This window comes from Zunongwangia atlantica 22II14-10F7, from assembly GCF_002094855.1.
Taxonomy (GTDB): Bacteria; Bacteroidota; Bacteroidia; order Flavobacteriales; family Flavobacteriaceae; genus Zunongwangia; species Zunongwangia atlantica.
Genome location: NZ_ARYN01000006.1, coordinates 143,259 through 167,909, shown reverse-complemented (window position 1 = coordinate 167,909; position 24,651 = coordinate 143,259). Strand labels below are relative to the sequence as shown.

The following is a 24,651-nucleotide window of genomic DNA, read 5'->3' as shown; positions in this document are numbered from 1 at the left end:
ATTTGGGTTACTGGCCTGTAGCAGTATAATAAACCCTTAGCTTAAGTCTTCTATTCTCGTTTGAAGATTCAGAACCATAAACCACCACACCTTCTGGAGTAATTGTAGAAGCAGCTGATGCCAATTCATCTTCTCCAAGCTCTGGTGTACTCTCTCTTACCGAAACGCCAGCTGTTTGCTGAATATTAGAAGTCACCGCAACACCAAGTCTAAGACTGGTAGAATCATTTTCTATAAGATCAATTAACTGCTGTGTTAATCTTAAAGTGTATTTAGTTTCTCCTGTTTCTTCATCTGTTTCAGGCAAAGAAGAAAACATAGTTCTAGAATTCAAAGGATCATTTTGATTATTACTAGGATCTAAACTATAATCTATCAAGACCGAATTATTACTAAGATCATACAGGTAAAGACGATTAGGCGCATTAGCACCATTCATTAAATCACTATTTATATACAGCTCTAAATTGGCTTCATTAATCAATAGATTTTCAGCTCTTAAATCTTCCAATTGCTGTTCGTCAAATAATTCTAAAACTCCAATCGTACCTTCACCGCCATCAAGATAAAGATTTTCTGAAGTATTGGCAATGTTTTCCTGAATTTGCTGCGAATATTCACCTTCAAAAGTATTTACGATATTCGCTCCAAAGCTAATTCCAAGGCTATCGATAAAGGTTTCTTCTACGGTTTCACCTTCATCATTTGTAGTTTCTTCAGGATAAGAATAGTATAAATTTATACCAGCATTTTCACCTGCAAAATTAAACAACATCATACTACCTTCATTTGCTACAGGTTCAGCTTTAATTAATAATCCTCTAAAATAATCATAGAAATTACTTACACTAGAAAGTTCTGCACTTCCTTCCATATCCATGATCTTTTGCTGAAAATAATCTCTACTTAACTGAACTCTAAGAGCAGGCGCACTATATGTTGTATCTGCTTCGTCTTCATCATTTTCACGAATAAAACGAATTCTATCTGCTGAAGGAACAAAGTAATTATTTACATAAATCGAATCTTGTGTAAGAAATTGCTCAAAAAGTGGTTGCTGATCTGAATAATATCGCTGCGCTCTTTCAAAATCTTCTGATGGATCCAGATCATTTAAAAAGTATCTTGACTCTCGAATACTTAGTCTAAATCCTCCATCCCCATAGACTGAGTCTAATTGATATACCGGATTGCCATCATCGTCTAAATCTTCTGTACTAAAATATGGAAGGTTTAACACAACACTATCTAAAACTGCTCCTTCTGGAAATTCTGGAGAGGTAGCACCTAAACGCACCTGAGATAAAACACTTGCCAGTTTTTCACCAAAAACAGGATGATTATAGACACCTAAAAGTTTTGGGTTAGAAGTATTGGTTTGTATAGATTTAATATCTACGGTATATGCATTAATATCATACTCTCGTAATTGCACCCCCGATGGATTCTCTATAATCTCACCTCCAATATTGCTAAAATCATCATCACAAGATGCTAAAAGAAAAATAACAACAAATACTGTTGTTATTTTTAAAATCCCTCTGTATAAATTCATGTAAATAAGAATTACTATTCCGCTAATACTTTTGTAGTATAAAAATCCTGATATGCCTGTGAGAATTCTTCTCTTGTTTTATACGGAAGTAATGGTTTATTAATTTTCTTTAAGTAATCCAATAAGCCTTCTGGTAAATTATCACTACCAACAATTACAGCGTCTGAATTATCTGCAGCCGTTTTGGCTAAATTCACAAAACTTGGTTCTTTAAGATGCTTAAGATCTCTTTTTTCCATACCGTCAAACAAGACTTTATCTCTCATCTCTTCATTTAACGTCCCTTCAAAGTTTTCATTGTAAATAGAAGTCACAATTTTTGCATCTTTGAAAAGTGGCTCATTTCCGTAGTAATGTCTTAGGTATAATGGTAGCATATACGCAAGCCAACCATGCACGTGAATCACATCTGGAGACCAGTTTAGTTTCTTAACAGTTTCGATAACACCTTTTGCAAAAAAGATGGCTCGCTCGTCGTTATCATCAAAAAGATTACCATCCTCGTCAGACAAGGTTGCTTTTCTTTTAAAATAATCCTCATTATCGATAAAATAAACCTGCATTCTTTCTTTTGGGATCGAAGCAACTTTTATGATTAATGGCATATCTAAGTCATTAATCACCATATTCATCCCAGAAAGCCTAATAACCTCATGTAGCTGGTGGCGTCGTTCATTTATATTACCAAACCTTGGCATAAAAATTCGAATTTGCCCTCCAATGTTATTCACCATTTTTGCGGCTTCAAAAGATGTGGATGATATTTCGGTTTCAGGTAAGTAAGGTATAACTTCAGACGAGACGTACAATATCCTCTTATCTTTCATATAATTTTTCTTTAAAGTGCGGTTGCGAACAAAAAACACGCAAAATTACAAAATTTTATGCAGATTGCCAGAGATATATTAAGTTTGCACGCTGTTAATTTTAAATTACGATGCAGGTTTTTAAAGAAAAAGAACTTTTAAAGCAAAGCTTATCCAATAATAAGCTTGCTGGTAATACCATTGGTTTAGTGCCAACCATGGGCGCTTTACACGAAGGGCATTTATACCTTGTAAAAGAAGCACTTAAATCCTGCGACCAGGTTGTTGTTAGTATATTTGTTAATCCCACACAATTCGACAATCCAGAAGACCTGGAGAAGTACCCCAGAAACCTGGAAAAAGACATTAATTTACTTCAAAATATTTCTGAAGAAATTATTGTTTTTACTCCAAACGCAAACGAATTATATGGAGATTTAATCATTTCTGAACATTTTGATTTCGACGGACTTGATATTGTAATGGAAGGAAAACATAGAACCGGACATTTTGACGGTGTTGGAACTGTGGTAAAACTATTATTTGAAGCCGTAGAACCCAATAAAGCTTTCTTTGGAGAAAAAGATTATCAGCAATTACAAATCATAAGAAAGCTTACAGAAATCGAAAACATACCTGTTGAAATCGTTGGCTGCCCTATCCTAAGAGAAGAATCTGGTCTTGCAAGGAGTAGCCGTAATGAACGACTTAATGATTTGCAACGCGAAAAAGCAGCCTTTATCTTTGAAACGCTAAAGGAAACTAAAACGCTTTTTGGCACAAAAAGTGCAAATTACATAAATGATTGGGTAGAACAACAATTCAGAAATTATCCATTTTTGGAACTGGAATATTTTGAAATATCCGACGCTAAAACTTTAAAAAAATTAACTGAAAAAAGAGAGGGAGAACACTATCGTGCCTTTATCGCTGCTTACGCAGGTGACATTAGGCTTATCGATAACCTTGCTCTCAATAATTAAAAATCATGCAAGTTCACGTAGTAAAGTCTAAAATTCATCGTGTAAAAGTAACTGGTGCCGATTTAAATTACATTGGCAGCATCACCATCGACGAAGATTTGATGGACGCCGCTAATATTATTGAAGGCGAAAAAGTACAAATCGTTAACAACAACAACGGTGAGCGTTTAGAAACTTACGCCATCCCAGGACCAAGAAATTCTGGAGAAATCACTTTAAATGGCGCCGCTGCCAGAAAAGTAGCTAAAGGCGATGTACTTATTTTAATTTGTTACGCCATTATGGATTTCGAAGAAGCTAAAAGTTTTAAGCCGGCAATTGTTTTCCCTAACGAAGAGAATAATTTACTTAACTAAAAATTGCCTGTTTGAATACGACGCTTAAAAAGATACTAAAAACAACAATCTCCCTTTTATTGGGGATTTTTTTAATCTGGTATAGTTACAACAGTGCAACACCTGCTGAAAGAGCAGAACTTATTAAGAATATTAAAAAAGCTGATCCTTTTTGGGTTGGCTTTTCTTTGGTTTTAGGCACACTTTCACATCTTTCCAGAGCATATCGCTGGAAGTTTATGCTAGAACCTCTAGGCTACAAACCTAAATTTAGAAATAGTTTTATGGCCGTTATGGCCGGATACCTGGCTAATCTTGGAATTCCAAGATCTGGAGAATTTCTTAGAGCAGCTACTCTAAAAACCTACGAAGATATTCCTGTTGAAAAAGGTTTTGGAACAATAATTTCTGAAAGACTTGCAGATCTTATTATCCTTTTAAGTATTATTTCACTTGCAGTTATACTTCAAACTGAAAATGTACTTACCTATTTTGCTGAAAACAACATCAATCCAGTTTTTACCATTGGTGCTTTTGTAGTTTTAGTTATTTTAGGAACACTTACCTTAATCCTGATTAAAAAATCAAAAATTCCATTTCTTAAAAAGATCAAAGACTTTGCAAAAGGCTTGCTTGAAGGAATGCGAAGCATTTTGAAAATGCGACAGAAATGGGCATTTATCTTTCATACAATCTTCATTTGGGCAATGTATGTAATGATGTTTTATGTAGCCACTTTTGCAATTCCAGAAACTAACGATGCAGGTTTTGGCGCAATTTTAGCCGCATTCGTGGTAGGCTCTTTTGCTATATCTGTAACCAACGGTGGTATTGGTGTTTATCCTATCGCAATTGGTGGCGTCTTAACACTTTTTAGTATTTCTAAGCAGGGTGGTGAAGCTTTTGGTTGGGTAGTATGGGCTTCACAAACGCTGTTAAACCTTGTTCTTGGCGGACTTTCATTTATTTTTCTTCCAATCCTTAACAGAAGGAAATAATTATCTATATTGATCGTCGCTAAATAGACACCTATGATTAAAAAACTACTTTTAGCGGTGGTATTTATCTGTCCATGGATAACTGCTGCCCAAACCACCTATGAGACGATCTCATCTGAAAAACTTGGAACTAGCAGGGAAATAAAAATTCAGCTACCAAGAAATTACAAAAAAAACACAGAAAAGCTTTACCCCGTAATGCTCGTATTAGACGGTGATTACCTATTTGAACCTGTTGCAGGAATGGTAGATTATTACTCGTACTGGGAAGACGCTCCAGAAATGATCGTTGTTGGGGTGAACCAGAACCGTAGCCGTGAGGCCGACTCATACTATGATGAAAACCGTTATTTACCTAGCGCAGAAGGTGCAGATTTTTTTGAATTCTTAGGAATGGAATTAATGCAGAGCATCGCTAACAAATATCGCGTAGCTCCGTTTCACGTAATTGTTGGCCACGACCTTACCGCCAACTTTATGAACTTTTATCTGTTAAAAGACAATCCAATTTTTGACGCTTATATTAATCTAAGTCCAGATTATGCTCCAAAAATGAATGTGCGCCTGGGTGAAGTTTTTGAAAGGACAGAAAAAAAACTATGGTATTATCTTGCCACGGCATCTGATGATATCCCACAATTGCAGGAATCTATAAATGCTTTCGATGCCCAGATAAAAGATTTGAACAACACGCAATTAAACTATAAGTTTGATAATTTTGAAAACGCCACGCATTACTCACTGGTAGGAAAAGCAATTCCTTCAGCAATCGATAATATTTTTGAAATTTACCGTCCAATCTCGCAAAAAGAATATCAAACTAAATTGCTTCAAACCAGTATAAGCCTTTCAGAATATTTAGAAGATAAATACAACACCATAGACGAGCTTTTTGGCCTCCAAAAACAAATAAGATTAAACGACTTTCTGGCCATCAACCAGGCAATCGAAAAAACAAGACGTTGGGAAGACTTTTTAGGATTAAGTGATTTAGCTGCAAAGCATTACCCAAATACGATGCTGGCAACTTATTTCGAAGCCAGATGGGCAGAGGAAACTGGTAGCCCCGAAAAAGCAATAAAAACTTATAAAAAAGCTTATGGGCAAGAGGCAATTTCGTTTTTAAATATCGATTTTATGCTTGAAAGAGCTAACGAAATTAAAAAAGAACACGGCCTTTAATTATCTTTGCGGCTATGGCGAAGGTAAAAACAGCATATTATTGCCAAAATTGTGGCGCGCAGTATTCTAAATGGCAGGGACGTTGTAATTCTTGCGGAGACTGGAATACGATAGTTGAAGAAATTGTTGAAAAACCAGATAAGAAAGACTGGAAATCTTCAGCAAAGACTGAAGCAAAACGTGCTGCTAAACCTTTGCGCTTAAATGAAATTGAAACCGCTCCACAATACCGTTGGAAGACCGGAAATAACGAATTAGATCGTGTTTTAGGAGGCGGACTCGTGCCCGGCTCCTTAACACTTCTTGGTGGTGAACCGGGTATAGGAAAAAGTACACTTTTACTTCAAATTTCTTTAAGTTTCCCCTATAAAGTCTTATACGTTTCAGGAGAGGAAAGCCAGCAGCAGATAAAAATGCGGGCAGAGCGTATCGACCCAAATTCGACAAACTGCTATATCCTTACAGAAACTAAAACGCAAAATATCTTTAGGCAAATTGAAGAGGTTTCTCCGGAAGTTGTCATTATCGATTCTATTCAAACGCTGCATAGCGATTATATTGAAAGCGCCCCCGGAAGCATTTCTCAAATTCGTGAAACTACTTCAGAGTTAATAAAGTTCGCCAAAGAAAGTAATGTTCCTGTAATTTTAATAGGCCACATTACCAAAGAAGGAAGTATAGCCGGGCCTAAGGTTTTAGAGCATATGGTAGATACCGTGCTTCAGTTTGAAGGTGATCGCAATCATGTATACCGAATTCTTAGATCACACAAAAACCGTTTTGGAAGCACTCACGAACTGGGGATTTACGAAATGCAGGGCAGCGGTTTGCGTGAGGTAAGCAATCCTTCAGAAATATTAATCAGCAAAAACCACGAAGATCTAAGTGGTACCGCCATCGCCAGTACTTTAGAAGGCATGCGCCCACTAATGATCGAAATTCAGGCGCTAGTGAGCACCGCAGTTTATGGGACTCCGCAGCGATCTGCAACCGGTTATAATGTAAAGCGACTAAATATGCTTTTGGCGGTTTTAGAGAAACGTGCAGGCTTTAAATTGGGTGCAAAAGATGTATTTTTAAACATTACCGGAGGAATTAGCGTAGACGATCCCGCCATCGATCTTGCCGTTGTTGCCGCAATTTTATCATCTAACGAGGATATTGCGATCGAAAAAGATATTTGTTTTGCTGCTGAAGTTGGTTTGGCCGGAGAAATTAGACCGGTAACCAGAGTTGACCAAAGAATTTTAGAAGCCGAAAAACTTGGTTTCGCAAAGATCGTGATTTCTAAACAAAGTAAACTTCCAAAAACTTCTTATACTATTGAAGTAATCAAGGTTTCTAAGATCGAAGATGTTGTGAGTCAGCTTTTCGCATAAGTATGGCATAGTTACTGTTTCTATATAACTAAAAAATTGAAAAACTTGAAGCAGTACTTATTTTATATATTTCTAGCCCTAATTTTTACGTCCTGTTCTCGCTTAAATAAAGCAACAGATTTTATTACAAATCCAACTGCCAAAGAAGTTTATAAGCGAGATTTTAATGTTTCAGATGAATTATACTCGCTTTGGGAACAACAGCACGAAACAGGACTTCGGGATAGTTTAAAAATAGAGCTTCCTTTTGCCGAAAATGGGCATTTTTCACCCAGATCTTTTCCAATTTATGCTTACGAAATGAATTTGAATATCGGAGAGATCTTTAATTTTGAAATCTTTACCGATTCTTTAAACGATCTTGTTTTTATCGATTTTTACCGAATAACGGGCGATAGTATTAAAAGTTTCGACAAGATTGAAAGTGCTGAAATCGATCAGAAATTATTTCAATATGAAATTAAAGAATCTGGGGATTACAAAATTGTAATTCAGCCCGCGATAGAAACACAAACTGACTTTGTGTTGAAATTCGATAAAAAACCGGCCTATTTTTTTCCGGTAGCCGAAGGGAAAAACAGCAACATCCAAAGTTATTGGGGAGCTGCCAGAGATGGCGGTGCTCGTAGCCACGAAGGTATCGATATTTTTGCCAAACGAGGCACACCTGTACTCGCTGTAACCAATGGCCGCATTGGTTTTACCGGTGAAAAAGGTCTTGGCGGCAAACAAGTTTGGTTACGCGACACCAAAAGAGGTCAGTCTTTATATTACGCGCATTTAGATAGTATCGCTAAAACTTCTGGAAGTGTAAAAACAGGAGACACTTTAGGTTTTGTAGGGAATACCGGGAATGCAAGAACTACTCCGCCTCACTTACATTTTGGGATCTATAAACACGGGGCTATAAATCCGCTTCACTTTGTAGAAAAAGCAGAAGAATTTAAGCCGGAAATCTCAAAATTCGATAAAAAATCGACTAATTTGATCACCAAAAGCAGTATTGCAAATCTTCGGGACAAACCAACAACTTCAAGATCACAGATTTTAGGACAGGCTAAAAATAAGGATACGCTTCAGCTTTTAGGAAAAACCGGTGATTGGTACCATGTTCGACCTAAAAATAAAAGCGCATCTTTTATTCATGAAAGTTTGGTGGCTCCGTTGTGATTCAGCTTGCAGCTGTTAGCCATTAAACTAGCTTAAGGAGCTGGATTTGGATATTTTTCGTGTACTTTTTCGATATCCTCTAAAACCTCATCAGAAAGTTGTAAATCGATACTTGCGATATTTTCTTTTAGCTGGTTCATTTTTGTAGCGCCAATAATATTACTGGTTACAAAAGGCTGCTGGTTTACAAAAGCCAGTGCCATTTGCGTCATCGATAATTCATGTTTTACCGCAACTTCCTTATACGCTTTGGTAGCTTCAACTGCGATTTCTCCGGAATATCTTTTATACTGCGGAAATAAACTTAGGCGCGTATTTTCTACAATTCCGTTTAAATGCTTTCCTGAAAGTGTTCCCATTCCTAGCGGAGAATATGGCAGCAGTCCAACATTTTCACGATGTAACACTTCTGTAAGTCCTATTTCATCCTTTCGGTTTAATAAACTGTACGGGTTTTGAACCGTTATCATTTTTGGCAAATCATGAAGCCTGCTTTCTTCCAAAAACCTGCTTAATCCAAAAGCCGTTTCATTCGATAGTCCAACATGACGAACCTTCCCGGCTTTCACTAACTCCTGAAGATTTTCTAAAACGCTTTTAAAATTATCCTGCCACTCTTCATCTTCCTGATGTTTGTAACCACGTTTTCCGAAGAAATTAGTATTTCGCTCTGGCCAGTGCAGCTGATAAAGATCCAGATAATCTGTATTTAAACGCTTCAAACTTTTATCGATCGCATCGTTGATCGCTTCTTTACCGAAGCCCATATTTTCCCGAACATGAGAAACCATTTCTGCCGGGCCGGCAACTTTAGATGCCAAAACGATATCTTCTCGCTTCTTTGATTTCTTTAACCAGCTTCCTATAATTTTCTCTGTGCTTCCCTGCGTTTCCGGTTTTGCCGGCACCGAATACATTTCGGCTGTGTCCAGAAAATTTACTCCCTGATCTAGCGCATATTCAATTTGCTCGTGCCCTTCAGCTTCAGTATTTTGTTCTCCCCAGGTCATTGTGCCCAGGCAGATCTTGCTCACTTTAATATCGGTATTTGGTAGCTTAGTGTATTTCATAATTTTAATTTCAGAAAAAATGATCGTCAAAAACGACGAATTTCGAACAAATATTAAAAAAGAAATGCCCTTCTGAAAACTTCAAAAGGGCATTTCAATATTATTAACTTTCCGTAGAAAATTTATTTCCGCAGAAAAGATTAGTCTACTTCGTTTAAAAGCTTGGTCACCTCATCTAATTTTGGTGTTAGGATCACTTCGATCCTTCGGTTCTTAGCTTTTCCTTCCGCAGTATCATTGCTAGCGACAGGTGCATACTCTCCACGACCGGCAGCGGTTAAGTTTTGCGGATCGATACTATTATTTTCTCTTAAAATCTGTACGATTGCAGTAGCTCTTTTGGTAGAAAGATCCCAGTTATCTTTTAGCGGCCCATTACCACCATAAGGAACATTATCTGTATGACCCTCGATCAATACGCTAATATCAGGATTCTGTGCTAATACATTTCCTAACTGATTTACCGCCTGGCGACCATCTGCATTTACCGCCCAGCTACCAGAATTGAAAAGTAATTTGTTTTCCATAGAGACATAAACTTTACCGTCGCGTTGTTCTACGGTAAGCCCTTTGCCTTCAAAATCTGTTAGCGCTTTCGAAATTGCATCTTTTAAAGCATTCATTTTGGCGTCTTTGGCTGCAATTAAACCTTCTAACTCGTTCACTCGTTTAGAGCGAGCTGCCAGATCTTTCTCTAGTTTTTCTAATCTTGCCTGCTCGGCCGCAAGTGCTCTTTCCTTTTCTTCAAGCTGCGCTAATAACTCACGATTTTGGCGAGAATTTTCAGCAATTGCTGCAGAAGAATTTTTCTCTAACGCATCATACGAACTTTTTAAATTGTCGTAGTTAGACTGCAAACTGGCAAGATCGTTTTTCAATTTATCCCTTTCAGCAGTAAGACTTTCGTGCTCAGATTTTAATTCGGCTAATTCTTCATCTACCCCTTTTAATCGGTCTAATTCTGAATTTAGCTCTCGATTTTCACGCTTTAGATCGGCATGCCGACTTTCAAGATCTTTATACACTTTTGAAGAAACGCAGGAAGTAAGCATTAAAACACTTCCTGAAATAGCTAATATGGTTTTTCTCATTTTTTTAAAAATTAATTTATTCCAGCTCTACCAAGATAGGACAATGGTCGCTATGATGGGCTTCTGGTAATATAACGGCACGTTTTAATTTTTCTTGTAATGGCGATGCAACTAAATTATAATCGATTCTCCATCCTTTATTATTTGCTCTGGCATTAGCCCTATAGCTCCACCACGAATATTGATCTGGCTCGTCGTTAAAATATCTAAAGCTGTCTATAAAACCGCTTTTCATAAAATTATCGATCCATTCGCGCTCTACCGGTAAAAATCCTGAGACATTTTTTAGTCTCACAGGATCGTGAATATCTATGGCTTCATGACAAATATTATAGTCACCGCAGATGATAAGGTTTGGGACAACATTTTTCAGTTTATCGATGTATTCCTGAAAATCGGCCATATACTTCAGCTTAAATTCTAATCGATCGATATTTGTTCCTGAAGGCAAATACAAACTCATTACCGAAACCCCGTCAAAATCGGCTCGAATATTTCGGCCTTCAAAATCCATATAATCGATTCCGGTTCCATATTCGATATGATTTGGCTCGGTTTTACTTAAAATTGCAACTCCGCTATAACCTTTCTTTTGCGCAGGATACCAATATTGGTAAGGATAACCAGCTTCGGTAAATTCGTCTAAATTTAACTGCTCTGGATTTGCTTTTATCTCCTGAATACAAATCACATCTGGATTTGCTTGTTTTATCCAATCTAAAAAGCCTTTTCTTACTGCTGCTCGTATTCCGTTTACGTTATAGGAAATTATCTTCATTTTTATCGATTTTGGGCAAAAATAAGGTGTTTAATTAGTTTTTAAGAACATCGTAAACAATCATTTTACCAGAAGTTAATTCCAATTCGATACCATAAGTTGTCTTTAATTCTGAAATTAAGGCTTCCCAATTATCTATTGGTAACGTAAAGTTATAAAGCGTATCACTTTCGGTTTTTAAGGCTACTAATTTGTTGTAATAATTCTCGATAAAATCCTTTACATCTTTCAATTTTGCTCCTGTTGCCTTCCAAGTACCGTCGCGGGTAGTTGTCACTCCAAAAAAATTATCATCAGATTTCACCAATTTTAAATCATCTAAGCTTACCAAACTGTAATAATTCTCTTCTACTTCAAATCCCTGCAAACGAATACCTAATTCTTTTAAGAGATTATATTTTAAAAGCGTTAAATTATTCTTACCATCAACTTCAGGCTTACTCATTGTTAACTTTACATCATACGACTTTTCCAAATCTAAATCACTTGAATGTAACCTTGCTGAAGTTATTCCGAAATACCGAAATAGAATATCCTTAAGCTTTTTATTCAACAAAATTGCCCCAGTCTCTATTAAATTAGCTGAAGATGAACCTCCCATACCTATATCATGAGGTTTTAGAGAAAAACTAAAAGACTCTTGATTAGACTGACTTAAGATGCTATTAGTTTGTTCTTTAAATTCTGTTGGGATTAATTTATTTTGATTTATTAAAATTTGTTCTAATTTTTTCTGAATACCTACCGGATACCCCTCCCAAATTATCTTTCCCTCTTCGTTAATGATAAAAGTTTTGGGATAGCCATAAACACCAAATGCTGAAATCACTTTTTTTTCTGAATCTATGCCAACCGGATAGGTTAAAGCTACTTTTTTAGAAAATTCTTCAATTGTTTGTTTATCATTAAAGGTGACAGAAACAACTTTTATAAAAGGATATTTTGCCTTTATTTGATTAAAATCTGGAATCGTAGCCACACAAGGAGCGCAATGGGTAAACCAGAAATCAACAATAGTTAAATTTGTTTTTGAAGTGTTTTTAAAGTAATCTTTAGAATAAAACCACTCTTCAGGAGTGATCTCTGGAGCTTTATCTCCGATTTTTAACTTTTGACCAAAAGAAAAACTTGAAGTAAGTATTACAAAAACCAGTAATTTTTTAAACATACACATCTTTTTATTTAACAATAAAACGTTTCACTTTTCCTACCTGCCTGGTACCAATTCTTACCAGATAAACACCGCGTGCAGCATAAGACATATCTAAATCATAAATATAGCCGTCGCCATTATTTTCAACTTTATTTTCAAGCATTTTCTGCCCAAGAACATTATGTACCGTAATACGCAAAGTTTCATCGAAGGTGGTTTCTAAGATTACGCGATAGTGATTATTATATTCATTTAAAACCATTAGTTCTGCTTCATTCAGAATAAAATCTTCAATATCCAGCTCTGTATCGATAATATTTACCGAGTAATCGTGAGTGGTTCCAAAAGCCATCACATCACAAGGACTATTTAAATCTCCTTCATAACGTGTATCACCAGCCCTAATTCTTAATAAATGCTGCCCTAAAGCTGCATCTTCTGGAAGGTTAAAATCAAAAACAAAAGAACTATTTGCCTGCCTTAATGCCTGTGAAGTAATTAATCGCTCGTTATCATCAAACTCGCCATTATCATCTAAATCGATCCACATCGAAAATTGCTCTTCATTTCCTTCAGCCTGAAAATAAGTTTGTAAGATTAAAGAGTAAACTCCTTGCGCCCTATCTAGATTTGTAGAATAACTTATAAAATCGCCATAGCCATTATTACAGGGGATTCTTTCATTTAAAATATCACCCAATTCGAAATAAGAGATCCCATCACCAAAATCGCAATCTGAACCTTCAGGAATACAATTAAGATTAGCTACGGAAGCTTCTTCGGAATCATTAGTTGGATCGAAATCGTCCTGAAGATTTGTGCCAGAACTTAGTCTATATCGTTTATCTACCGAAAGATCTGCAGTTTGCTGAAAATTATAAACATGGTTTTCTCCTACTCCTATGGTTCCTGAAAAAGTTTCTTCTACACGGTTATTATTTCCTACCTGATACCATAGGGGGATATTACTTTGGGCTTCACCGCCAAAATTTTCTATGGTAACAGAGACCTCTTCGTTACCAAGATTTTCTGAAGTTGTTGGCCCATTAATAGCTGTTACCCCAACATCTCGAGGAGGTAGATTTCTTATAACTCTTGAAATCGTATCATTCTCTGGATTTTGATCTCCAGTTAAACTTGTTCTAACCGCAATGTTATAAGATTCTCCTAATTCAGAAAGATCGGCAGTTTCAGAAAATGTAAAATCTACAGATGACGAAGCTTCAATTCTTTCATCATAAATTTCATTTACGGTTTGCCCATTAAGGGTATAGCTCACAGGAATGTTTGATTGCGTACCAACTCCAAAATTTCGTATCGTTACCGTTATTGGCTCATTCGCGCCTAAAGTGGCATCTATAGGAGATACGATTGCAGTTATCCCAACATCTCTTGTTAAATCTGAAGCTAATCTAAAAACACCTATATGATTAAGCCTGTTTTCTCCCTGAAAATATTCAGCATTGTGCCAAAATGTAATTCCGTCTGCCGGGTCTACCGTTAAATGCGCATAATCCCCATATCTTGAACTGGGATTAGGACTTTGCCCTTCCACAAGACTTTGCTCCTCTAAAGTCATTACTCCCAATTCGTCCCCTTGATACCTGCCTGTATATCGAATAGATGGAAAAACCGGATTAGCAGGACTATCATCCAAAACCGTAAAACCTAAACCTATATTTCCCTGATCGTCGATACCTATACTACCACTAAAACGATCGCTTCCATCTGGTGCATACGTTCCTTCCTGATAAACTTCCCAATCATTACCATCTCCATATTGCCTTAACTCGTACCATCTAATTCCCGCATGCTCGGCCTGGGTTGGATCTACATCTACTACAAAATTTAAGACTACTGAATTATGATCTAAAAATCTTCGATATTGAGTCATATACATCATTGTTGCCTGTAATGCATCTATATCTGGGGCATTGCCCGGTTGCTCCAGGTTATTAAACGCGCCGCCATCAAAAGTTGCTGTAAATGGCGAAACTCCACTTGCCGAACCTAATTGTTGGGATTCCTCTATAGTTGAATTCGCCAAATTATCCCAATCTACATTTACCAGCCATATTTTTAAATGATCTTCTGAAACTCCTGCCCAGGCATCATCCTGAAGATAAATGATTGGTGCATTCCCTCTTGGTGGCATGGTATTTCCCATAGCATTAAATCCCGCCGGGCTATAAAATCCATTAGTCTCGATTCCTGGTAACGGAAAAGAAACAAATTGCGCCGTTTCTCCCTGAAGCATCCGGTCACGCTCCATAACATAGATTACCTGACTTTGATCTGCTGTATTAGAATTCTTATTAGTAGTTATATAATAACCATCACTCCACACCGATATTTTTGGATAATCTGGCAACACCCGGTTTGTAGAAAAACGATAGGTGTACCAACCATCATTAACAGGATCTGGCCCACGAGACACAGCGATCAAAAAACTCTCAGGCGTGTCACTAAACTGACTTATCAAATATCGATCTGCAAATTGATCGTAAACAACAATGGGATCTCCTAAGGTTTCATCTTCAAACTCCCCACCGATACTGGCTAAAGATGCCGGTGGCATTAATAAGTTTCCTTCCTTATCATAAATTGAAAAAGCCGAATTCCAGGCATTTAAATAATGATTTAAACCCGCCACCCCTGTAGGATCTGAAGGTGTAGATCTTGTAGTAACTGCATCGAAATTTAAGATTGGTGCTCTGGAAGGGATTTCTCCCTTTTTACTCTGTAATGCTGCGTCGACTCCTTTAGGATATCCTTTCCCCGGAACCACTTTATTAATTCCACGATTTCTAGGATTGTAAATTTTATGCTCATCTTTTGGAGGAACTAACCGACTTTCTGAAATAGCTTCAGAAAAAATAGCCTGTGCAGAATCTCTAAATACAGGTTTTGCAACATCCTTTTGAGCAAAAGAATTGAACTTTATAAAAAAGAAAACAAAAAATAATAAAAGTAGTTTGTTGTTCATCGGGGCTTTTTAAATCTTCGCATGCTATTCAAAATTAAAGAATAAAGAAGTATTTACACCTAATATAACTTATATCAATTAAAAATAAGACCAAAAACAAAAAAGCAGGTAGTTTAAAACTACCTGCTTTTTATTTATAATTGATTCTATTTTAAAATTAATCTCTAGACCCCATAAATATTCCTACAAAATACAGAAGAGTTGCTAAAGAACCTAAAGCGGCCACAACATAAGTTCTTGCAGCCCATTTTAAAGAATCCTTCGCAGCATCATGCTCTTGTCTTGTTAGCATATTTTCGGTTTCCAGCCAGGCCAGTGCACGGTTACTTGCATCATACTCTACCGGAAGCGTAATAAAACTAAATAGGGTTCCTAAACCAAAAAGAACAATCCCTATAAAAAATATCGTAGGCCCCAAAGTACTGGTATAAAGTAATACCAAACCAGCCAATATTACCCACTGCGAGAGATTAGAAGCCACACTTACCACAGGTACTAATGCACTTCTCATTTTTAACCAACTGTAAGATTTTGCATGTTGCACAGCGTGCCCACATTCGTGAGCAGCAACCGCAGCCGCAGCAGCATTTCTTTGCGAATACACGCCTTCACTTAAGTTCACGGTTTTTTTACTGGGATTATAATGATCTGAAAGCATGCCTGGTGTAGAAATTACTTTCACATCGTAAATGCCATTGTCTCGTAGCATTTTTTCAGCAATCTCTTTACCGCTCATTCCATTTTGCAAATGCATTTTGGAGTAGCTTTTAAACTTACTTTTTAATTTATTGCTTACGTACAGGCTCACGATAAACATGATTCCTGCTATTAAATAATATCCAATCATTTTTTATTTCTTTTTCAAAATTTAATAATTTGAAAATAACAAAAATCCAGCCATTTTGTGTGCTACAGACAGTTTGGCAAGCATTTTAAATACTAAATTATTCTTAAGATTTAGAATTTTAATTGATAAGATTTTTCAAATTAAGATATTAGCTATATTTGCAGCACTCATCTTTAAAACTAGCCATGCAATACAAAAGAGTTCTTTTAAAATTATCTGGAGAAGCATTAATGGGAAACCGCCAATATGGTATTGATCCCGAGAGACTGGCAGAATATGCCGACGAAGTTAAATCTGTAATCGACCAGGGAGTAGAAGTTGCGATTGTGATTGGTGGTGGTAACATTTTTAGAGGAGTTGCGGGAGCAAGTCGCGGAATGGATCGTGTACAAGGTGACCACATGGGAATGCTTGCCACAGTAATTAACGGATTAGCTTTACAAAGCGCCCTGGAAGATGCCGGAATCCAAACCAGATTACAATCTGCGATTAAGATAAACGAAGTTGCTGAACCTTTTATTAGAAGAAAAGCAATTAGACATCTTGAGAAAGGCAGAGTAGTTATTTTTGGAGGAGGAACAGGAAATCCATATTTTACAACAGATTCTGCTGCCGTTCTTAGAGCCATCGAAATTAAGGCAGATGTTATCTTAAAAGGAACACGTGTAGACGGAATTTACACGGCAGATCCTGAAAAGGATAAAAAAGCAACGAAATTCGATTTTATATCGTTTGATGATGTAATTAGAAAAGGGCTTAAAGTTATGGATACCACAGCCTTTACATTAAGCCAGGAAAATGAATTACCAATTATTGTTTTCGATATGAACACTCCAGGAAACCTAATGAAAGTTGTGACCGGAGAAAATGTGGGAACAAAAGTGAATTTATAAAAACCAGAAGATACAGTTTAAATAACACACCATGGAAGAGGAAATTGAATTAATCATAGATTCTGCTGAAGAAGGGATGCAAAAAGCAATCTCTCACCTAAATAAGCAATTACTAAATATTAGAGCCGGTAAAGCCAGCCCAAGTATGCTAGGAAGTGTAATGGTAGAATACTACGGTTCTTTAACCCCTTTAAATCAGGTTGCGAACGTAAACGCTCCAGATGCCAGAACAATTTCTGTTCAACCTTTTGAAAAAGGAAGTATTCCTAATATCGAAAAAGGAATTTTACAGGCAAACCTTGGTTTTAATCCAATGAATAACGGTGATAGCGTAATTATTAGCGTACCACCTTTAACTGAAGAGCGCCGTAAACAATTGGTAAAGCAAGCAAAAGCTGAAGCTGAAGATGCTAAAGTTGGTGTAAGAAACGATCGTAAAACAGCAAACAACGAGCTTAAAAAGACAGATGTTTCTGAAGATCTACAAAAGAATGCTGAAGCAGACATCCAAGAGCTTACTGATAAATACATTGCTAAAATAGATAGTATTTTAGAAAATAAAGAGAAAGAAATTATGACCATTTAATGATGGAAATAATTTCTGAATAACATAGTCAAATTGGGATTGCTTTTTACTGTTTGTAAGCAAACCTAATTTGGCTTTTTTTGTGCATCATTTTATCTGAAATTTTCCCAGGAATAATTTATGCGATTAGTTTGTACCTTTATTCTTATTCTTACCGGTTTTCTTGCTAATGCACAACAAATCCCGGGAAAAGTAATCAACGCGATTACCGGCGAACCTTTGGCCTATGCTAAAATTAGTATTAAAGAAAGTAGCCCGATTTTATCGAAAATCGACGGTAGTTTTCAGCTTGATCTGGATGGACAAAAATCACTAAAAATTTCAGTTTCCTACCTTGGCTTTTACACACGAGATTTTAAAATTTCCGAAGAAAATAAAACAGTTTTACTTCAGCTTTATCCAGATTACGAGAAATTAAACACCGTTTATATTTCCTCTTATCGTAACCCTGCAAACAAAATTATTGCAAAAGCGATTGAAAACAGGGAAGTTAACGATCCACGCAAGGCTTTAGAGGGTTTTGAGTATCAATCATATTCAAAATTCTTAATTGATAACGACAAAAACCCAATACAGCTGGCTACAGATAGCACAAATAGTGAAATCGCAACCATCGTAAATGTTGCCAGAGCTTATTTATCTGAAAAAGTTACAAAACACCGCTACAACCAAAAGCAAGGCGGCCAGGAAGAGGTTTTGGGTTTAAAAACCGCCGGATTTAAAAAACCAATCTATGATGTTTTAAGTTTAGACATTTATCCTACCTCTTTTTATGAAAATGACTACTCTATTTTCCAAACCAAATATGCCGGACCACTTGCGAAAAATGCCTTCAAAAATTACGAATATCGCATCCTGGACACTTTAAATTCAGAGCGACCAGCCTATTTAATTTACTTTAAACCAAAACGAGAAAAAGTTATTGCCGGGTTGGAAGGTGTGATTCATCTGGATACTTTAAACTACGGAATTCAGAAAACAGAAACCCGATTAATTGGAGAAATTGATCTGGAAATTCATGAAGATTACGACTTTAATACTTCAAAAGAGGTTTGGCTGCTTCAAAAAAGAGATATAAAAATTAGGCCGGGTAGTGGCGGGAAAGACATCTCTGTTTTTGGTGGAAATATTTCGCTGGGAACCATTCAGCGTAGATTATCTATTTCGAGCATTTTTAATAATGAACCCATTGATAACGATCTTTATCTGGATGCAACAAGCATTAATTATAACTATCAATTAAATCGAGTTCCGAAGATCGAAAAAACTTCCGCAGCAATTTCGGTTATTCCCGAAGCCAATAAACAGGAAGATGATTTTTGGAATGCAAACCGAAAAGAACCATACACCGCAAAAGATGAGGCAACATCTATTTATGTAGACAGCATCATTAAAACCCGAAATATCGAAAGAAAAATCGAAGTTAAAAAAGCAATGGCCAATGGCTATTATCCTTTGGCATTTTGGGACTTACAGCTAAGTAAACTTTTTAAATACAACAATTTTGAAGGTATTCGTTTAGGCGTTGGCGGAAAAACCAACGATCGATTATCTAAAAAGTTTAATATTGGCGGTTATTTTGTGTACGGTTTTGGAGATGAAAGAGCTAAGTATAATATTAATACTAATATTTATCTTAATCGTTCTACCGGCACAAATTTTAAAATGGGCTATACCAGAGATATTAAAGAAGTAGCAAGTTTTAATTATTTAAAAGCACCGCCAAAATTCTATTTAATCGAGCCAAGGTTTGTAAATATTAATTTCTTTTATAATTACAAACAATATTACGCTGGTTTAGAACATCGTATAAATCCGCAATTATCTTCTGAAATTCGCTTTAGCCAAACCGAGATTTTTAACGCCCGGGATTACGCGTTTTTGTATAATGGAGAAGTTTATCCTGAATACACGGTAAGCACAGCCGGAATTTCTTTTAGCTGGGAACCTTTTAGCGATTACTTAGAAACACCCGAGAATTCTGTTTTAATAGAGCGGCATTCTCCAAGAATCACCGCCCAGATCGATAAAGGTTTTGCAGATGTTGCCAATGGTGATTTCAACTTTTTAAGAACAGGTTTAAAATTAGAATATACGATTCGAAGATTAGATCTTTCGAGAACCGAATTTATTTTAGAAGGAAATTATGCTACAGGAACTTTACCACTTACACATACCTTTCACGCTTATCCAAACTCCTCGAGACAGGAAGCGGTTTTAAAGCGATTTTCGGTTGCGGGAAAAACCAGTTTTGAAACCATGTATTACAACGAATTTTATAGTGACCGCCTGGCAATGCTGCACATGAGGCATCAATTAAGACCTATAAAATTCTCTAACTTTTTTCAGCCAGAAATTGTTCTAATAAGCAGGCATGCCATTGGCGATATAGATCATATGGATCGTCATCAAAATATCGACTTTAAAAGTTTAGACCAGGGCTACTCTGAAGTTGGTCTGGAAATTAACAAGATCATCTCTGGCTTTGGACTTTCTACTGCTTATCGTTACGGTTCTTATCACCTTCCCGGCTTTAGTCAGAATTTTGCTTTTAAATTCACCTTAAACATCAAGTTTTGAAATAACCGAGTTTAATTCTCAAAAACCTGATTTTTAGGTTGTCTTTTGTTACCTTTGCGCGCGCTTAAGAATAATGCATGTCTAAGATTTTTACGTTCGGTTTTTGGAACTCTGTTGCCCGCCTTATTTTACGTAACAGAATTATAATTATTTTACTCATTTTGGCCACTACCGCATTTTTTGCCTCGCAGTGGAAATACATGAGATTTTCTTTTACAGAAGCCAACTTACTCCCCGATGATCACGAAGTAAACCAGGAATACAACGCCTTTTTAGATAAATTTGGCGAAGAAGGGAACCTTATCGTAATGGGAATTAAGGATTCTTCTCTTTTTACTGAAAAAAATTACCAGGCCTGGAAAGCCTTAAACGATAGTTTGCAAAAATTTCCTGAGGTAGATTATGCAATTTCGATTGGGAATTTAAATAAGCTTAAAAAATTTGAGGATCCTAAACGCTTCGAAATGGTTCCTTTTATTACTGAAGTTAATCCAGATAGTCTTCAGTTAGCCTCTTATGAAGATGAACTTTTCACTAAGCTTCCGTTTTACGAAAACCTGGTGTATAGTGCCCATTCTAATACCATTCAATCTGCTTTATATCTTAATAAAGAGATTGTAAACTCTAAAGCTAGAAAAGATTTTGTGATTGATAATCTTGATCCTATGATCAAAAACTTCGAGTCACAAACCGGTATCGATGTTCGTGTTTCTGGAATGCCGTACATCCGTACGTTGAACTCCCAAAATATTATAGATGAAATTGGGCTTTTTATAGGTGCTGCTTTGGCGGTAACTTCGCTTATTTTCTTCTTCTTTTTTAGATCGATTAGAGCAACTGTAATCTCTATGGTTACCGTTTGTATTGGCGTAATGTGGGCTTTTGGAACAATTGGATTAATGCACTATGAAATTACGGTCTTAACCGCTTTAATACCGCCATTAATCATTGTTATTGGGATTCCTAACTGTATTTTCCTAATCAACAAATACCAGCAGGAAATACAAAAACATGGAAACCAGGCAAAATCTTTACAACGTGTTATTGCTAAGGTAGGTAATGCTACTCTAATGACTAACATCACCACAGCTTCAGGATTTGCTACTTTCATTTTAACCGAAAGTAAATTACTAAAGGAATTTGGTATTGTTGCTTCCATCAACATTGTAGCCATTTTTATTCTTTCGTTATTGATCATCCCAGTGATTTATAGCTATATGAAAATTCCGAAGTCTAAACACTTAAAACACCTTAACAGGCAATGGATAGGAAGTTTTGTTGGATGGATGGAAAAAATGGTGCGAAATCATCGAATAGCGGTTTATTTTACAGCGGTAGGACTTTTAGCAGTGAGCATAATCGGGATTTATAACATCCGAATTTCTGGAAGTCTTTTAGAAGATATGCCACAGCAGGCCGACTTTTTTAAGGATGTAAAATTCTTTGAAGAGGAGTTCGACGGAATTATGCCTTTAGAAATTGTAGTAGACACCAAAAGACCTCGTGGTGTTTTAAAATCTTCTACCTTAAAAAGATTGGAACAACTTGAAGGCTTAATTGCTGAAGAACCAGAACTTTCACAACCTTTATCGATTACACGCTTGGTAAAATACAGTAAGCAGGCGTATTATAACGGCAATCCAAAATATTATCAACTACCATCTTCACAAGAACAAAATTTCATTTTACCCTACACCAAAAACATGGAGGGTAATGATGATCTGGTAAATACTTACGTAGATTCTACCGGCCAGTTTGCAAGGATCACAACCTTTATGAAAGATATTGGAACTGATAAAATGGAAAAGATCGAAGATAACCTTTGGCCAAAAATTCATAAGATTTTTCCAGAGGATCGTTATGAAGTAAGCATGACAGGTAAAGCATTGGTTTTCCAAAAAGGAACCACGTATTTGGTTCATAACCTTGTGCTTTCCTTATCACTAGCTATCGTTCTAATTGCATTATTAATGGCTTGGATGTTTAGATCGTTTAGAATGATCTTAATTTCTCTAGTTCCTAACTTATTGCCGCTATTAATTACCGCCGGAATGATGGGGTTTTTAGGTGTCCCTATAAAGCCTTCAACCATATTAGTATTTAGTATTGCTTTTGGTATTTCAGTAGATGACACCATTCACTTTCTGGCAAAATACAGGCAGGAACTTAAAGCCAATGACTGGAAAATTAAGCGTTCGGTTTATGCTGCATTAAGAGAAACTGGTGTAAGTATGTTCTATACTTCTATTGTTTTATTCTTTGGATTTTCAGTTTTTATGATCAGTAGTTTTGGCGGAACGGTAGCCCTGGGAGGTTTAGTTTCGGCTACTTTGCTTTTTGCGATGCTTTCTAACTTATTATTATTACCATCATTACTATTATCTTTAGAAAGAAGTATAGCAAACAAGGAAACCCTGAAAGAACCAGCAATGCGAATTATTGCTACACCAGAAGATGAAGAAGAAATTTCTAAAGACGACGAAGAATACAAAAACCAGAAAAACGAAAGCTAAAGTATAGCCCTTACAGGGAAAATTTTATCTTTGTTTCTTTTCTAAATCTAAAATAAATGATACAAGCTAAAGTTGCTGAAATATTAGAAAGTGACCAGTTTTTACAGGAATTTAAAGTTAGCGGATGGGTACGTTCGTTTAGAAGTAATCGCTTTGTAGCGTTAAACGATGGATCTACCATTAATAACATCCAGTGTGTTATAGATTTTGAAAAATTTAATCCTGAAACTTTAAAAAGAATCACCGTTGGTGCAGCGATTAGTGTAAAAGGTATTCTTAAAGAAAGTGAAGGAAAGCAACAACGTGTAGAGATCGATGTAAAAGAAGTTACCATTCTTGGCGATGCAAACCCAGAGGAGGTAAAGCTTACCATTCTTTCTCCTAAGCGTCACAGTCTAGAAAAATTACGCGAGCAGGCACATTTAAGAGTGCGCACCAATACTTTTGGAGCGATTATGCGTGTACGTTCTAAACTGTCTTTCGCGGTACATAGCTACTTTCAGCAAAATAATTTCTATTACGTAAACACACCTATCATTACGGGTAGTGATGCTGAAGGTGCTGGGGAAATGTTTAAAGTAACAAACTTTGACCTTAAAAACCCACCAAAAAACGAAGACGGAAGCATTGATTATAAAAAAGATTTCTTCGGAAAAGAGACCAATCTTACCGTTTCTGGACAACTAGAAGGAGAAACTTATGCGCTGGGATTAGGCCAAATTTATACTTTTGGACCAACATTTAGAGCAGAGAATTCTAATACCTCTCGTCACCTTGCAGAATTTTGGATGATCGAACCAGAGATTGCTTTTTGTGATCTTGATGGCAATATGGATCTTGCTGAAGATTTTATAAAGTATGTTGTAAAATACGTGCTTGAAAACTGTAAAGATGACCTTGAGTTCTTAGAGCAACGTCTTGCAAACGAAGATAAAACAAAACCTGCTGCAGAGCGCAGTGAAATGGGACTTATCGAAAAACTTAAGTTTGTTTTAGAAAATAACTTTAAGAGGGTAAGTTATACTGAAGCTATCGATATTCTTAAGGATTCTAAACCAAATAAGAAGAAGAAATTTAAATATATTATTGAAGAATGGGGTGCAGATCTACAAAGTGAGCACGAACGTTTTTTGGTAGAAAAACACTTTAAATGCCCGGTAATTTTATTTGATTATCCCGCAAAAATTAAGGCTTTCTATATGCGTTTAAACGAAGACGGAAAAACGGTTCGCGCTATGGATATTCTTTTCCCAGGAATTGGGGAAATCGTAGGTGGCTCGCAAAGAGAAGAGCGTTTAGATGTGCTTAAAGAAAAAATGGCAGAACTTGGTATCGAGGAAAAAGAATTATGGTGGTATTTAGACACCAGAAAATTTGGAACTTGTGTGCATAGTGGATTTGGACTTGGTTTTGAACGTCTTGTTCAATTTGTTACCGGAATGGGTAATATTAGAGATGTAATTCCTTTCCCAAGAACACCGCAAAGTGCCGAATTTTAAAGCATTGCTTTTTTGAGTAAACTACTTGCAAAAAGACAATGAGTCACTCATTAAAGACAAATCTTTAATTAGAGGAAAAGCCTCGTGGTATTAAAGCCTTTGGCGCTGCCAATAAAAATCGAACCTCACAGCTTATTAAAACTGTGAGGTTTTTTGTTTAAAAGTCTAATGCTTAATTTACGACATGAATAAATCTAAAAAATCATTCTGGAAAAGATTAAAAAGCATTGATTTTAATCAAATTATT

At 36.3% G+C, this 24,651-nt stretch carries 19 protein-coding genes; 11 read left to right on the top strand and 8 right to left on the bottom strand.

Going from position 1 to position 24,651, the window contains the following annotated elements; genetic code table 11:
- Nucleotides 1-7: 7 nt before the first annotated feature.
- Nucleotides 8-1,555 carry a DUF4270 domain-containing protein gene (locus tag IIF7_RS07995; protein ID WP_084841159.1) on the bottom strand — a complete coding sequence of 516 codons (1,548 nt, stop codon included), beginning with the start codon at nt 1,553-1,555 and terminating at the stop codon, nt 8-10.
- Between the two features lie 14 nt (nt 1,556-1,569).
- Nucleotides 1,570-2,382 carry a glycogen/starch synthase gene (locus tag IIF7_RS07990; protein WP_084841158.1) on the bottom strand — a complete coding sequence of 271 codons (813 nt, stop codon included), beginning with the start codon at nt 2,380-2,382 and terminating at the stop codon, nt 1,570-1,572.
- Nucleotides 2,383-2,492: 110 nt separating this feature from the next.
- On the opposite strand from IIF7_RS07990, the gene panC reads away from it, so the two are divergent.
- The 6 genes from panC to IIF7_RS07960 are packed head-to-tail and all read left to right on the top strand — an operon-like array spanning nt 2,493 to nt 8,408.
- Nucleotides 2,493-3,344 carry a pantoate--beta-alanine ligase gene (gene panC, locus IIF7_RS07985; protein ID WP_084841157.1) on the top strand — a complete coding sequence of 284 codons (852 nt, stop codon included), beginning with the start codon at nt 2,493-2,495 and terminating at the stop codon, nt 3,342-3,344.
- A gap of 5 nt (nt 3,345-3,349) precedes the next feature.
- A complete protein-coding gene (panD, locus tag IIF7_RS07980; RefSeq protein WP_013073881.1) occupies nt 3,350-3,700 on the top strand; it encodes an aspartate 1-decarboxylase in 351 nt (116 codons plus the stop codon).
- Nucleotides 3,701-3,711: 11 nt separating this feature from the next.
- A complete protein-coding gene (locus IIF7_RS07975) occupies nt 3,712-4,677 on the top strand; it encodes a lysylphosphatidylglycerol synthase transmembrane domain-containing protein (protein ID WP_084841156.1) in 966 nt (321 codons plus the stop codon).
- A gap of 33 nt (nt 4,678-4,710) precedes the next feature.
- Nucleotides 4,711-5,859 carry an alpha/beta hydrolase gene (locus tag IIF7_RS07970; protein WP_084841155.1) on the top strand — a complete coding sequence of 383 codons (1,149 nt, stop codon included), beginning with the start codon at nt 4,711-4,713 and terminating at the stop codon, nt 5,857-5,859.
- A 14-nt stretch (nt 5,860-5,873) separates the two neighbouring features.
- On the top strand, nt 5,874-7,238 hold the full coding sequence (gene radA, locus IIF7_RS07965; RefSeq protein WP_084841154.1) for a DNA repair protein RadA: 1,365 nt from the start codon (nt 5,874-5,876) through the stop codon (nt 7,236-7,238).
- A 45-nt stretch (nt 7,239-7,283) separates the two neighbouring features.
- Nucleotides 7,284-8,408, top strand: coding sequence for a M23 family metallopeptidase (locus IIF7_RS07960; RefSeq protein WP_245801588.1), 1,125 nt, complete (start codon nt 7,284-7,286; stop codon nt 8,406-8,408).
- 32 nt (nt 8,409-8,440) lie between these two features.
- Here IIF7_RS07960 and IIF7_RS07955 read toward each other — a convergent pair whose 3' ends face one another.
- The 6 genes from IIF7_RS07955 to IIF7_RS07930 all read right to left on the bottom strand — a co-directional run bounded on the left by IIF7_RS07955 (nt 8,441) and on the right by IIF7_RS07930 (nt 16,333).
- Nucleotides 8,441-9,478, bottom strand: coding sequence for an NADP(H)-dependent aldo-keto reductase (locus IIF7_RS07955; RefSeq protein WP_084841152.1), 1,038 nt, complete (start codon nt 9,476-9,478; stop codon nt 8,441-8,443).
- A gap of 140 nt (nt 9,479-9,618) precedes the next feature.
- Nucleotides 9,619-10,569, bottom strand: coding sequence for an OmpA family protein (locus IIF7_RS07950; protein ID WP_084841151.1), 951 nt, complete (start codon nt 10,567-10,569; stop codon nt 9,619-9,621).
- Between the two features lie 16 nt (nt 10,570-10,585).
- Nucleotides 10,586-11,347: an exodeoxyribonuclease III gene (locus IIF7_RS07945; RefSeq protein WP_084841150.1), complete on the bottom strand. Its 762-nt coding sequence runs from the start codon at nt 11,345-11,347 to the stop codon at nt 10,586-10,588.
- Nucleotides 11,348-11,381: 34 nt separating this feature from the next.
- The gene (locus tag IIF7_RS07940; protein ID WP_176218922.1) at nt 11,382-12,515 is read right to left on the bottom strand and encodes a TlpA family protein disulfide reductase; all 1,134 of its coding nucleotides are present in this window, start codon (nt 12,513-12,515) and stop codon (nt 11,382-11,384) included.
- A gap of 10 nt (nt 12,516-12,525) precedes the next feature.
- Entirely contained in the window at nt 12,526-15,486 is a 2,961-nt protein-coding gene (locus IIF7_RS07935) for a GEVED domain-containing protein (RefSeq protein ID WP_084841148.1), read from the bottom strand.
- 157 nt (nt 15,487-15,643) lie between these two features.
- A complete protein-coding gene (locus IIF7_RS07930; protein ID WP_084841147.1) occupies nt 15,644-16,333 on the bottom strand; it encodes a zinc metallopeptidase in 690 nt (229 codons plus the stop codon).
- Nucleotides 16,334-16,518: 185 nt separating this feature from the next.
- Between IIF7_RS07930 and pyrH the strand changes: the two genes are divergently transcribed.
- The 5 genes from pyrH (at nt 16,519) to asnS (ending at nt 24,404) form a co-directional block, all read left to right on the top strand.
- Nucleotides 16,519-17,226 (top strand): UMP kinase, encoded by a 708-nt coding sequence (pyrH, locus tag IIF7_RS07925; RefSeq protein WP_084841146.1) that lies wholly within the window; start codon nt 16,519-16,521, stop codon nt 17,224-17,226.
- Between the two features lie 31 nt (nt 17,227-17,257).
- Nucleotides 17,258-17,812: a ribosome recycling factor gene (gene frr, locus IIF7_RS07920; RefSeq protein WP_084841145.1), complete on the top strand. Its 555-nt coding sequence runs from the start codon at nt 17,258-17,260 to the stop codon at nt 17,810-17,812.
- A gap of 120 nt (nt 17,813-17,932) precedes the next feature.
- Nucleotides 17,933-20,392, top strand: coding sequence for a DUF5686 family protein (locus tag IIF7_RS07915; RefSeq protein ID WP_084841144.1), 2,460 nt, complete (start codon nt 17,933-17,935; stop codon nt 20,390-20,392).
- Between the two features lie 77 nt (nt 20,393-20,469).
- On the top strand, nt 20,470-22,905 hold the full coding sequence (locus IIF7_RS07910; RefSeq protein WP_084841143.1) for an efflux RND transporter permease subunit: 2,436 nt from the start codon (nt 20,470-20,472) through the stop codon (nt 22,903-22,905).
- Nucleotides 22,906-22,961: 56 nt separating this feature from the next.
- Entirely contained in the window at nt 22,962-24,404 is a 1,443-nt protein-coding gene (gene asnS, locus IIF7_RS07905; RefSeq protein ID WP_084841142.1) for an asparagine--tRNA ligase, read from the top strand.
- Nucleotides 24,405-24,651: the final 247 nt, after the last annotated feature.